15 protein-coding genes and 1 pseudogene are annotated in these 12,437 nt (G+C 43.7%); 14 read left to right on the forward strand and 2 right to left on the reverse strand.

Annotation, left to right across the window (positions count from 1 at the left end; all coding sequences use genetic code 11):
- Positions 1-67 precede the first annotated feature (67 nt).
- The 7 genes from infA to rplQ all read left to right on the forward strand — a co-directional run bounded on the left by infA (position 68) and on the right by rplQ (position 3,375).
- Positions 68-286, forward strand: coding sequence for a translation initiation factor IF-1 (infA, locus tag CRECT_RS00440; protein ID WP_002943098.1), 219 nt, complete (start codon positions 68-70; stop codon positions 284-286).
- Positions 287-442: 156 nt separating this feature from the next.
- Positions 443-556, forward strand: a complete 114-nt coding sequence (gene rpmJ, locus CRECT_RS00445; protein WP_002947091.1) for a 50S ribosomal protein L36 — start codon at positions 443-445, stop codon at positions 554-556.
- 3 nt (positions 557-559) lie between these two features.
- On the forward strand, positions 560-928 hold the full coding sequence (gene rpsM, locus CRECT_RS00450; protein WP_002943382.1) for a 30S ribosomal protein S13: 369 nt from the start codon (positions 560-562) through the stop codon (positions 926-928).
- 9 nt (positions 929-937) lie between these two features.
- The gene (gene rpsK / locus CRECT_RS00455) at positions 938-1,330 is read left to right on the forward strand and encodes a 30S ribosomal protein S11 (RefSeq protein WP_002943522.1); all 393 of its coding nucleotides are present in this window, start codon (positions 938-940) and stop codon (positions 1,328-1,330) included.
- A gap of 22 nt (positions 1,331-1,352) precedes the next feature.
- Positions 1,353-1,979, forward strand: coding sequence for a 30S ribosomal protein S4 (gene rpsD / locus CRECT_RS00460; RefSeq protein WP_002943554.1), 627 nt, complete (start codon positions 1,353-1,355; stop codon positions 1,977-1,979).
- Positions 1,980-1,993: 14 nt separating this feature from the next.
- Positions 1,994-3,007: a DNA-directed RNA polymerase subunit alpha gene (locus CRECT_RS00465; protein WP_039887650.1), complete on the forward strand. Its 1,014-nt coding sequence runs from the start codon at positions 1,994-1,996 to the stop codon at positions 3,005-3,007.
- Positions 3,008-3,018: 11 nt separating this feature from the next.
- Complete coding sequence (rplQ, locus tag CRECT_RS00470; RefSeq protein WP_002943070.1) at positions 3,019-3,375, forward strand: 50S ribosomal protein L17; 357 nt, start codon at positions 3,019-3,021, stop codon at positions 3,373-3,375.
- A gap of 242 nt (positions 3,376-3,617) precedes the next feature.
- Here the strand turns inward: rplQ and CRECT_RS12385 are convergent.
- A pseudogene (locus CRECT_RS12385) lies at positions 3,618-3,784 on the reverse strand (IS1595 family transposase); the annotation flags it as partial.
- A 1,018-nt stretch (positions 3,785-4,802) separates the two neighbouring features.
- On the opposite strand from CRECT_RS12385, the gene CRECT_RS00480 reads away from it, so the two are divergent.
- Complete coding sequence (locus tag CRECT_RS00480; protein ID WP_002943174.1) at positions 4,803-5,396, forward strand: hypothetical protein; 594 nt, start codon at positions 4,803-4,805, stop codon at positions 5,394-5,396.
- A gap of 89 nt (positions 5,397-5,485) precedes the next feature.
- Here CRECT_RS00480 and CRECT_RS00485 read toward each other — a convergent pair whose 3' ends face one another.
- A complete protein-coding gene (locus CRECT_RS00485) occupies positions 5,486-6,637 on the reverse strand; it encodes a hypothetical protein (protein ID WP_002943242.1) in 1,152 nt (383 codons plus the stop codon).
- 311 nt (positions 6,638-6,948) lie between these two features.
- Between CRECT_RS00485 and CRECT_RS00490 the strand changes: the two genes are divergently transcribed.
- From CRECT_RS00490 to CRECT_RS00515, 6 genes are all read left to right on the forward strand, one after another.
- Positions 6,949-7,116: a hypothetical protein gene (locus tag CRECT_RS00490; RefSeq protein ID WP_002943361.1), complete on the forward strand. Its 168-nt coding sequence runs from the start codon at positions 6,949-6,951 to the stop codon at positions 7,114-7,116.
- 9 nt (positions 7,117-7,125) lie between these two features.
- The gene (locus tag CRECT_RS00495) at positions 7,126-7,839 is read left to right on the forward strand and encodes a disulfide bond formation protein B (protein WP_050771463.1); all 714 of its coding nucleotides are present in this window, start codon (positions 7,126-7,128) and stop codon (positions 7,837-7,839) included.
- An 11-nt stretch (positions 7,840-7,850) separates the two neighbouring features.
- On the forward strand, positions 7,851-8,747 hold the full coding sequence (locus tag CRECT_RS00500) for a hypothetical protein (RefSeq protein ID WP_002943323.1): 897 nt from the start codon (positions 7,851-7,853) through the stop codon (positions 8,745-8,747).
- Between the two features lie 22 nt (positions 8,748-8,769).
- Positions 8,770-11,061 (forward strand): molybdopterin-containing oxidoreductase family protein, encoded by a 2,292-nt coding sequence (locus tag CRECT_RS00505; protein ID WP_002943064.1) that lies wholly within the window; start codon positions 8,770-8,772, stop codon positions 11,059-11,061.
- Positions 11,062-11,227: 166 nt separating this feature from the next.
- The gene (locus CRECT_RS00510; RefSeq protein WP_039887648.1) at positions 11,228-11,779 is read left to right on the forward strand and encodes a 4Fe-4S dicluster domain-containing protein; all 552 of its coding nucleotides are present in this window, start codon (positions 11,228-11,230) and stop codon (positions 11,777-11,779) included.
- A 10-nt stretch (positions 11,780-11,789) separates the two neighbouring features.
- Complete coding sequence (locus tag CRECT_RS00515) at positions 11,790-12,437, forward strand: TorD/DmsD family molecular chaperone (RefSeq protein WP_002943038.1); 648 nt, start codon at positions 11,790-11,792, stop codon at positions 12,435-12,437.

Genomic DNA, 12,437 nt, shown 5'->3' on the forward strand with positions numbered 1-12,437 from the left:
GTGAGTTAAAATTTTAATTTCAAACTTCCGCCGAGCGGCGAAAGTAAATTTAACAAAAAGGAGTTAAGTGGCAAAAGACGACGTTATAGAGATCGACGGCAACGTCATCGAGGCGCTGCCAAACGCGACGTTTAAGGTCGAGCTCGACAACAAACACGTGATTTTGTGTCATATTGCGGGCAAGATGAGGATGCATTATATAAAAATAATGCCGGGGGACCGCGTAAAGGTGGAACTAACGCCTTACAGTCTGGATAAGGGTAGGATAATTTACCGACATAAGTAAATTAAAAGCTAAATTTGGCTATACTCAGCCCTTTGCGACAAATTGCTGTATGAAGAATTGTTTTCAAAGCCCACCACTTGTTTTGAAAATAGTTGGTTTAAAATTTCGTTAAACCTGATGCAGCCTAAAAGTGGAATAAATTTTTAGGAGACTAGAATGAAAGTTCGTCCTTCTGTAAAGAAGATGTGTGACAAGTGCAAAATTGTCAAGCGCCAAGGCGTAGTTCGCATAATCTGCGAAAATCCAAAACATAAACAAAGACAAGGATAAAGCATGGCACGTATCGCAGGTGTGGATTTACCAAAGAAAAAGAGAATCGAATACGGTTTGACCTATATTTACGGTATCGGTCTTCACAAATCTCGTCAAATTTTGGATGCTACCAAAATTTCTTACGATAAAAGAGTAAACGATCTAACCGAAGATGAAGCTGCGGCTATCCGCAAAGAGATCCAAGAGAACCACGTGGTGGAAGGCGACCTTAGAAAAAGCGTCGCTATGGATATCAAGGCTCTTATGGATCTAGGAAGCTACCGCGGCCTAAGACACAGAAAAGGTCTTCCGGTGCGCGGTCAGAAGACTAAAACAAACGCTAGAACTAGAAAAGGCAAGCGCAAAACAGTCGGCGCTGCGACTAAATAAGGATAGGCGATGGCAAAAAGAAAAGTAGTTAAAAAGAAAATTGTAAGAAAAAGTATCGCTAAAGGTATCGTTTATATAAGCGCGACTTTTAACAATACTATGGTAACGGTTACCGATGAGATGGGAAATGCTATCGCTTGGAGCAGTGCTGGCGGACTAGGCTTTAAAGGAAGTAAAAAATCAACTCCTTACGCAGCCCAACAAGCAGTCGAAGACGCTCTAGCTAAAGCAAAAGAGCACGGCATAAAAGAAGTAGGCATAAAAGTGCAAGGTCCTGGCAGCGGCAGAGAGACCGCAGTCAAGAGCGTAGGCGCGGTAGAGGGCATAAAAGTAACGTTTTTAAAAGATATAACTCCGCTTCCGCATAATGGTTGCAGACCGCCGAAACGCCGCCGCGTATAATTAGAAATTTAGGAGAATTATTATGGCTAGATATAGAGGACCCGTTGAAAAATTAGAAAGAAGACTCGGCGTTAGTTTGGCGCTAAAAGGCGAGCGTCGCTTGGCAGGTAAAAGCGCGCTTGACAAAAGGCCTTACGCTCCGGGACAACACGGACAAAGAAGAAGCAAGATAAGCGAATACGGCTTGCAGCTCCGCGAAAAACAAAAAGCTAAATTTATGTACGGCATTAGCGAGAAGCAATTCCGCCGCTTATTCCAAGAGGCCGCTCGCCGCGAGGGAAATACCGGTGCGCTTTTGGTGCAGCTTTTGGAGCAAAGACTAGATAACGTAGTTTATAGGATGGGCTTTGCGACGACTCGCCGCTTCGCTCGCCAGTTAGTTACTCACGGACATATTTTGGTAAACGGCAAGAGAGTGGATATTCCTTCCTATAGAGTTCAAGCTGGCGCTAAAGTAGAGGTTATCGAAAAATCTAAAAACAATCCGCAAATCGTTCGCGCGATCGATCTTACGGCGCAAACCGGCATCGTAGCTTGGGTCGACGTCGAAAAAGATAAAAAATTCGGAATTTTCACAAGAACTCCGGAAAGGGAAGAAGTCGTCATTCCTGTCGAGGAAAGATTCATAGTAGAGCTTTATTCGAAATAATAAGGGGTATAACGATGAGAAAAATTACCACATCAGCTTATATGCCTACCGAAATTTCAGTAGAGAGTATAAGCGAGAATGTCGCCAGAATAACCGCGTATCCGTTTGAGACGGGTTATGCGGTCACTTTGGCTCATCCGCTAAGACGACTTTTATATAGCAGCACGGTTGGATTTGCGGCTACGGGCGTCAAGATTGAAGGCGTATCTCACGAATTTGATTCGATGAGAGGCATGCTCGAGGACGTAGCGCAGTTTATTATAAATTTAAAAAACATCCGTTTTAAGTTAAAAAACGAGTCTGAGCGCGAAGTGGTCGAGTATTCGTTTAAAGGTCCGAAAGAGATAAAAGCCGGCGATCTAAAAAGCGATGTCGTAGATATCGTAAATCCGGACGCCTATCTCGCGACCATAAACGAGGACGCGGAGCTTAAATTTTCCGTAATCATCCAAAAGGGTATCGGATACGTCCCGAGCGAAGAGATAAGAGGCGATACCGAAGAGGGCTATATAGCTCTTGATGCGTTCTTTACGCCCGTTAAAAAAGCAGTTTACGAGCTAGTAAACGTTCTAGTCGAGGACAATCCCGATTATGAGAAGATTATTTTCACGGTTACGACGGACGGGCAAGTGGGCGCTATAGAGGCGTTTAAACACGCTATCGAGGCGATGTATCAGCAGATGTCGGTGTTTAAAGGGGTTTTAAATATCGATATTTCGGCAGGCCTAAACGCCCAAACTTCCGGCAGCGAGCACGCGAAGTTGCTACAAAGCGTAGAAGAGCTAAATTTGAGCGCTAGAAGCTTTAACTGCCTCGATAAAGCCGAGATTAGATTTATCGGTGAGCTTGCTTTGATGGATGAAAACGAGCTAAAAGAGCTTAAAAATTTAGGTAAAAAATCTCTCGAAGAGATCAAAGCTGTTATGCAAGAGATCGGATATCCGGTCGGCGGCGACTTAGGCGGCGGCAAAGAGCAACTCAAGAAAAAAATCGCCGACCTAAAATCACAAATGAGTGCAAAAGAGTAAAAGGAACATAAATGAGACACGGTCACGGATACAGAAAACTAGGTAGGACGTCGGCTCACCGCTCGGCTCTACTTAAAAATTTAGCTATCGCTATCATCAAAAGCGAAAAGATAGAGACGACCTTGCCTAAGGCAAAAGAGTTAAGAAGCTATATCGAAAAGCTAATCACTAGAGCGAGAAAAGGCGATAGCAACGCTCACAGAGCGGTTTTTGCCAGCTTGCAGGATAAAGAAACTACGAATAAGCTAGTAACCGAGCTTGCTCCGAAATTCGTAGGCAAAAACGGCGGATATACGCGCATCGTTAAGACTCGCGTTCGCCGAGGCGATGCTGCCGAGATGGCTTATATCGAGCTAATCAAAGAATAATTTTTAGAGAGCTTCGGCTCTCTTTTTCAAGTCCTTTCATCCGCACCATCCAAAACTCCCTAAAATACGATTTTACAAGACTTAAGCTTTCAAAAGGTAACCCGATGGGTAACCCAAGCTTCTACTTTTATTTTTCCACATTATTTTTTAACTCCTCTTTTTAAAAAATTGATACATTGTCTTAGTTCTTAAAATGTTTACTTTTTTTGCAAAAGTATAAAAGAGATAAAAATATTTAAAGCTCACTTAAACTTAAGCGGATTCTCTCTTATCAATTTCAACAGTTTCTGATATAGGTTTTCCTGTGTAGTTTTAGTATTATATCTAAATTCGCATTCCTTTAGGTACAACAGAAAATTCTCTTTCTTTATCCCTTTAAATTTAGTAATCTATGTTTATTAGCATATCCCCGTCTGCTCTACTTCGCTACGCTCGTTACTTTTCAAGAACATAGTTCTCATCGTAACTTACTGCTCCTTTGTGTGAGCTTAAGTTAAAGAGAGCCTAATATATTTTTCCAAAAATAGAGTATGTTTCCTGAAAAAACATCCCAGTCTTTAAAATCTTATTCTTATTGTTTAATAAAGTAAGTTTTGGCACCATCGCCAAGCGATAGCACAGTAAGGTCTTGGCCAGACGGGCAAATAGCCTAACGGCTATTATAAAAAATCAGCTTAATTTAAGAAAAATTAAATGGCTGATTTTTTATTCCAATCGGAGTGTCTATATCATAAGCAAAAACCTCTTATTAGCTTTTCGTTTATTATATAGAACTGATTCACAAATTTCGTTTTCAGTGGGTTGTTTACGTTATTTAAAACCTTTGAATTCTAATGCAGTAACAACCAGTTTTGTAAAAATAATAGTTTCAACTATATAAAATTTTTAGGTGAAAAGGAAGTATAAATAAAAGAATCTGCTGTCGGCGTTTGGTGCTAGATAGCTAAATAAGAAGTTACCTTGAAATTTTAGAACGGAGTTTATCTGCTTGCTGTCTGTTCTGCCTAATATAGCGTTTTTGATTCCGCGTTGATAATGATAAATCTGTTAACCATACTAAGTTTTTTCATTATCCTATCGCCTGTGGCACTTCCCCTGCGCTAGTCTGATTTGTTTGTCATTTATGTTTACTCCTGTTTTTAGGCCTCACATTATGTTTGCTTTTAAACAAATACAAGACATGGAGAACCACCGATGTTTTTGTCTGTCTTTAGGATGCTGGGTTGTTTTTGTGTAAAACAGACGTTGTATTCTCGGCCGGATAAATAGATGAAGCTACTTGTCATAAGGCTACAAGCTTGTAAGCATAGGATCAAAGATATAAAATTCCCGATTAAATTATTTTAGATTAATAAGAATAAGTCCCGCAAGATGATACAATACCGTCTCAATAGAATTTGAAACGGTATTTTTCACGGGAGAAAGATATGAAATTTAAAGATTTTAAAGACGCAAACTGCACCAACTACGACTTTTTCATGGCTGAGGAGCTAAGTTATAAAGAATTTATCAGGCTTAGTTTCGGCGAGTTCGCCCGCAAAAATCCAAACTCGAGCTGGATGCTTAGCATTGACGACAGGAGCCTTGATTCGTTTCCAAATTTTACTCAAAAGCATCCAATTTGCTTATCCGATCTAAATTTTAAAGATAGCGTCTTTCAGTTTAGGATTTGCTCCGAAAACAGCGTCCAAAGCCTAGGACACCGAATTTTCACCTGCCTAGACGGCATTCACAAGGACTTCGTCGCAAGCGAGATCAAGCAAACCGACGAAGTGATGATGAAGCTAAAGATTGGCGTTTTGAAGGACTTTGCCTGCGTCTCTAAGTGCGGCTGGTGGATAACCGACATCTGGCGCGATATGTATCCGGTGACGGATGAGAGCGAGAGCAAAAATTTCGTCGCAGACATGCTTGGTAGCGAATTTTCAGCACAAATGTGGCTTATAAACGAGCGGCTTTTGAGTGCGCAAAATAGCGGTGAGCTTGACGGACTCATTGCTGAGCTAAGGACGCAGAAGTAATTTTTAAAATTTGCCCATATTTTGTCCTTGCTGCGGCGGGCGTATTCGCGTATTTTTGCGGATAAATTTTTAAATTTACCGCTTTAAATTTATCCTAGCTTGCCGTTTGTCGCACAGCTGTTTATCGGATATGACGTGAGTCCGTAATCTGCAGCTTCAACGTTCCAAAAGTCTAAATTCGCGCTGCGCGAGACGATATACTCAAAGCCCTTTTGATTTAGCTCGATCAAAATTTCAAATTCATTGCCGTTTTTGCAAACGATACTTTCGAAAAAGTGCGAAAAGCAGGCGATCTTCGCGTTTTCTTTCTGCATCGATTGATTTAACATGAGCTCCATGTTGCTTAGAATTTTAAATACCGTCTGGCTCGTCTCAAACCTGCCGAAGCGCGCATAATACTTCGCCAAATTTTGCTCATTTAGCGTAACGGCTTTGGTGCAGTTTTGCGTTATCTGCTCGTATATCACGCCAAAAAGCTCAATCGACGCATTTTGATTATCTATCGCCTTGTTTTCGTGGTTTTCGATGACGACGAAGCCGTCTTTTATGCAAAATTTTTCGTTTTTGTAGTAAAAGCTCACCCTCGCGATCTCTTGTTCGAAGCGCTTTTTATAAGTGAAGGGCAGATAGGTCGTAATGCCCATTTTATCGATGATCGCAGAGCTTTTGACGCCGCCGTCCAGCTCGTGCTGCATAAAGTAGCGGATGAAGCTGCCCTGCTCGATATCAAAGCTATTTAAATACTCGATCTTGTCCAGGTACGCGCAACGGTAGAGCCGCACGAACTCGGAATTTAGCGAGATATTGATCTCGTCGGGGATGTCGCCGTATTTTTCGCTCTGCGGCGCGTCGATGCGCTCTATGATATTCATCTGTTTTTCGACTTTGTCTTTTACAAAAATAGTGATTTTGACCTGCTGCATCTCATAAAAGCGCTTTATAGTCTCGGTCGCGCTTTTGGTGATGTCGGTCTTAAATTTTTTCGCGAGCTCCGATTTTTTAAGTGTCAGCGAAAAATCGCCGTTTTTTAGCTTGTTCTGCGAATACAGAAGATAAAGCAGCTCCTCATAAATCATCAAATGCGAGTAGGTCAAAAAGGTATTATCCACGACTATGACATAATAACAGCGCGTTACGGAGTATCTTTTGTTGTCTCTTAAAAAGTCGTTGTAAATTTTTAGTTTACTCGCGTTTTTCGATACCTTAAATACGTCGTAAGATTCTAAAAATATATTTTCCATATTTCGCCTTAGGTCAAGATACTTTTGAAATATTACACCATATTTGTTTTAAGTTGTTTTAAATTTTATCTTAAGGATAAAAAATATCAGCGAGAAAATAATTCATAAAATTTCAATCATATTTTTAATATCAGCTTGAATATAATAAAATAATTTATAAAAATAGATTTTACGGTAAAATTTTGTATAAAAAATTTTAATACGAATAGAAAAATCTATTTTTTAAGCTAAAGTTAATAAATAAAGTTATATTATTTCTTTAAGAATAAGCATGCTTAGGATTAAATTTTATTAGGAAAGGACGGTTTGAAATGGAATTTCTTATTTTGACGCTATTTTTGATCAGCGGGCTTATATTATATTTTAAGCCGCAGAGGAAAAATTTAGCTACGGGCTGTGCGGCGGCGGGCTGCGTAATATTGATCGCGCTGGAGCTTTACGTAAATTTATGGGTCGTCGTGCCGGTAGGCAACTTTTAGGGGGGCGATATGCAAAATTTAGAACAAAATCAAATTCTCGCCGCCGAGCGAGGGTTTTTTAACCTAATGTCGCTAGCCATCATCGCCCTTGTGGCGCTTCCGGTCGGTATAGCCTGTTTGGCACTGGGCTTTGGTATGGGAGATAGCCCGTGCGTGATGTGCTGGGCGGAGAGGATCACGATGATCGCTATCAGCCTTATCGCGCTTTTTATCCTTAGATACGGCCTAAGACCCGGCTACGTCGCGGCGCTTTTGCTGATGGCTTGTTGGGGGATGTTCAACGGCTTTATCCATTATAGCCTTGACGGTACGTTCGGCGGCTACCTCGACATAAAACAGGGCTTCGGGCTTGAAATTTTAGGCGCGCACACGCAGCTTTGGGTCATTGTCGTAGATTTTTGCGTGATCGCATTTTTGGCGGTCATATTTTTATGTAGCAAAAATTTAGGCGAGATAATGAAAAAGAGCGCGAGCGGCGAATATGGCGAGTTTTTGCGATATCTGCCTCTCGGCAAGATTGCAAATTTAATCTTCATCGTCATCATAGCCGCAAACTGCGCGCAGGCTTTCATCGTCTCAGGCCCGCCGCCGTATCTGGGCTCTAGCACGCCGGCTAGACTAAGTCTTGATCCCGCCAAATGGTTTTGGGAAAAAGATCACTGGCAAAGTGCGCTTGATTTTAGATTTGATTGGAATCCGGAGCTTCCGGATCTGCCAAACTGAGGAGCAAAAAGATGAAAAAGCTGATAATTTTTGCGGCGCTAGCGGCTCTGGCGTTTGGGTTTGAGTTTAACCTCGATAGCAAAGCAGGCGCGCTTGAGGGCGTGAAAGAGCTCGGTACGCCGAGTGCGGAAGTGAGCCTAAGCTTACAAAACGACGCGCCGATTACGGGAGCGGACTACGACGCAGATAAAAAGCAGTTCGCGCTGATTTCTAAAAATAACGAATTCTACGTTGCGGACGAAAATTTAAAGCCGCTTAGATACGGCAAGCACGATCGCCACTTTATAATGGAGATGGAAGCGACCGTGGGTGCTGCGTGGTATAAAAACGAGCTTGGCATGATAAGTTTTAATAAGACTTTCGTCTTTTATGAGCCTACGGATGGGCTGGGCGCAGAGGAGCAAAACAGCCAGTGGAGGCACTTGAGCGAGGGCTGGGATAAATGGAAGCTAAACGATCTCGGCAACAAAGGGCGCTTCTCCACGCTTCGAGCAAAGCAGCAGTATATCCTCGGCTGGGATTACGACGCGGCTGCGAATAAATTTATCGTTGCGTCCGTGCCTAATGACGTGAGGGATTATTGGAGCGTGGCGGTGTTTGACGGCGACGATAAGATGATTTTGGAGGAATTTATTCCGCAAATCGGCTCAAATTTAAAACTAAAAGAGAGCAGGAGCCTAGGTGAATATTACGTCACGGGCATCGACGCTCAGCCTGATGCCGTTTATCTTTTGAGTAAAAATTTCTCGACCATTTTAAAGTTAAATTTGCAAACTCATAAGATTGAGGATGCATATAGTTTTAGCGGAGCGGCAAACGCAAGAGCGCTTGCGGTGAAGGACGGTAAATTTTATGTTTTTTCGCGTGAAGGCAAAGAAAATAAAGTTTTCATATACGATATGAAATAAAGCCCACATTTAAGGAGAAGAGATGCAAAGACGTTCTTTCTTAAAAGGCGCGGGAGCGGCTCTAGCTACGGCGGGAGCCTCTCCAAGCCTATTTGGTATGGAGCAGTTTGAGGTGGATTTTAAACCCAAATCCTATAAAAACGAACAGGGCGTAGAGTATCACTACCTTACCTGTCCTAGAAACTGCCGCGACGCCTGTTCGATGATCGCAGAGATCAAAGACGGTAAGATGGTTAGCATCAAGGGCGATCCGAAGCACCCTCTAACGCAAGGTACGGTCTGCGTCAAAGGTCATACCTACGCAATGCACCTATACAACGCCGATCGCATAATGTATCCGATGAAGCGCGTCGGTAAAAAGTGCGAGGGTAAATGGGAGCGTATCAGCTGGGATCAAGCGCTAAAAGAGATAGCCGCCAAGCTCACCGAGATCAAGGCAAAATACGGCGGCGAGGCGCTGACGGAATTTGTCTATTCAGGCAACGAAGGACATATCTCAAAGACGATCGCGCCTGGAAATTTCTTTGAAAAATACGGCGCTACGAGGCTTGTGCGTAACCCGTGCGATTGGCCGCGCTATGCAGGTACGCCGAGCGTCATCGGTACGGACTTTTCAAAAGACGCGCTGGAAGTCGATGAGAGCGATATGTATATCAGCTGGGGCTCAAACGAAGCCTATACGGCGGTGCACTGGATTAGATTTGCCCACCGCGTCAAAAAGCGAGGCGGCAAGATCATCGTCATAAATACGATCAGAATTCCGCTCGCAAACCAGGCCGATATGTTTATCCAGCTAAAGCCTTCAAGCGATCCGGCATTTTGTCTAGCGGTCTGCAAATTTTTGATAGAAGAAGATCTATATGATCATGAATTCGTAGAAAAATATACAACCGGCTTTGAAGATCTAGTACATGAGTGCTCACTCTACACTTATGGCGAACTATCTGAAATGTGCGGAGCAAGCGTAGATCAAATCAAAGTCTTTGCTAGAGAATACGCTCACGCAAAAGCACCGGCTATCATGCATGGCGACGGCGGGCAAAGACACTTTAACGGCGCAAGGCTGGTGCGCGCGGTTACCTTCTTGCCGGTGCTTACGGGCTGCCTTACAAAACTTGGCGGCGGATTATTCTGGGCTTACGTGCATGTAAAAGGTTGCTTTAACTTCGATAACTGCATGCCAGATCTTTCGCCAAAAGACGCAGAGGGCAAAAAGATAGAGCGCCAGCAGGTAAGCTACGTAGAATTTGGCAAAGGCATCCAAAAGGAAAATCCGACCTATTTGGGTAAGCCGATAAATACGGTAATTCGCGCCTGTATCAACTACAACTCAAATTTAATGGTCACCGCGCCGAATACAAATTTAATCAAAAAGCGCGTGATGGACGACGACTTTTTCTTAGTAGTCATCGATCCTTACGACATCGACACCTGCGACTACGCGGACTACGTATTGCCGGGCGTTACCTTTATGGAGAGCGAGGATATTCAAAACGATCAAATTTCAGGCTACGTCTGCTACAACGCTCAAAGCGTCAAACCGCTGGGCGAAGCCAAGACGAATTTGGAATTTTTTAACGCTCTAGCCAAGGCGATGGGATATACCGAGGAGTGCTTCGACTGGGATAGCGAGACGGTTTGTAGAAGGTTTTTAGATACGGAATTTGCCAAAAAGCAAAACATCACCTATGAAAAGCTAAAAAGCGTGGGCTGGATTAAGCCGTTTAGAACGCCTGAGACGATGAAAGATCAGTTCCCTTACTACCCTTATGCGCCGAAGGATAAGCTGGTATTCGGCACTAAAAGCGGCAAGTGCGAGCTCTACTCCGAAGCTTTCAAGGACGCAGGCTATCATCCGGTGATCGATCTTGACGACGATTGGGATTACTACGAAAAACATAAAAATTTCGGCAAAGATTATTTGAAAAAGTATCCGCTTTATTTTATGACGCCGGGCACGCAGCTACAGGATAACTCAAACTGGGGCAATATGCCTTACATCCTAAAACGCGTCATCGTAAAGGGCAACGCCGAGCTATTTATGACGCGCGAGGATATGCTGGCGCGCGGTATCAAAGAGGGCGATACGGTCGAGGCCACGAATGAAAAGGGTACGGCGATATTTACGGCGGTCGAGACCAATCAGATGCAGCCGGGCATCGTCTATGCGTGGAATAATATCTGGGTCAAAGTCACCAAGTCTCGCACGGGAGCAAACATCCTTTGCTCAGACGGAGTGAGTGATTTAGGCAACGGATCGACCTACACTGCAAGCTTTTGCGAAGTGCGAAAAGCGGCGCAGCAGATGAGTTGAGCCTGCTTGTCTTACGACTAATGTTTAAATTTTAGGCGATACGGAGCTTAGGCAAACAAATACGACGCGACCGAAAGTCGTGTTGTGCTTTAGGTGGGTGCAGGGAGCGCTTGCGCTTCCGCTCGCAGGGCGGACTTTGTTCGCCCGAGAAGTAAAGGAAGAAAAAATGAAACGAAAACAAGGATTTTTATTTGATTACAACTTTTGTATAGGTTGTAAGGCGTGTGAAATTTCATGTCAGGTCTATCACAACCAAGACCCCGATATCAACTGGCGCCACGTCGATATGATGCTCATCCATGAAGACGAGATCGAAAAGGAAATTTTCATCACGCACTCGTGCCACCATTGCGACGAGCCTGCATGTATGGACGTCTGCCCCGTAGGAGCCTACATTAAGCTTGAAAACGGCATAGTTCAGCCGCTGCACGATAAATGCATCGGCTGCGGATACTGCATCGTAGCCTGTCCTTACGGATCGATAACCAAGGGCAAAGACGGCAAAGCACAAAAGTGCAACCTCTGCGCCGAGAAGCTCGAGCGCGGCGAGGAGCCTGCGTGCGTGGCGGGTTGTCCTTGCGACGTGCTAAAGCTAGTCGACGCGGGCGTGAGCGATAGCGCGGGGATGGAGAAAGAGATGCCGGGCTTTAAGCGATTTTTTACGAAGCCGAACATCCGCTTCTATCCTCGCATGAAGCGCAACGAGTTTATCCACTAAGGATAAAAAGATGCGTAATTTAAAGCAGAGCCTTTGCGTCGAGGACTTTTTGAGGCAGGTATTTTTGGTGCCTCTTACCGGTGAAAATTTGGACGAGCTTTTAAATTTGACGCAGGATTTCGCGCCTAAGCTTAAAGAGCATAAATTTATCCTCGAATTTGCCGAATGCAAAAGCGAGCCAAGCTTAATTGATGAAATTCGCTACGAATTCAATAAGCTCTTCGTAGGTCCTAAGCGCCCCAAAGCCGAGCCTTACGAGTCGGTGTATTTCGACTATCAAACGATGTTCGGGGCAAAGACGATGCAGGTGCGAAGCTTTTACGAGAGCTCTGGGCTAAAGCTCGAGGATGCGCAGCTTGATAAATTTCCCGACGATTTCATCGGGTACGAGTTGCAATATCTTTATTTTCTAAGTTTTAGCGCGCTAAAGGCGGAGGATGAGGCTAAATTTAACGAAATTTTGCGTAAAAAGGCGGAATTTATCGCCGCTCATCCGTCGCAGTGGTTTTGCAAATTTGCCGCTCGCTGCGATGAGCACGCAAATTTAGACGTTTGGAAGAGCTTCGGGAACTTTTTAAATCTCTACTTAAATAGCGAGATGGATGCGCTGAAAAGTGCGCTAAAAGATCCTGAAATTTTTAAAAATTTAAAGGAATGA

Origin of the sequence: Campylobacter rectus (assembly GCF_004803795.1) — a bacterium.
GTDB classification, from domain to species: Bacteria; Campylobacterota; Campylobacteria; order Campylobacterales; family Campylobacteraceae; genus Campylobacter_A; species Campylobacter_A rectus.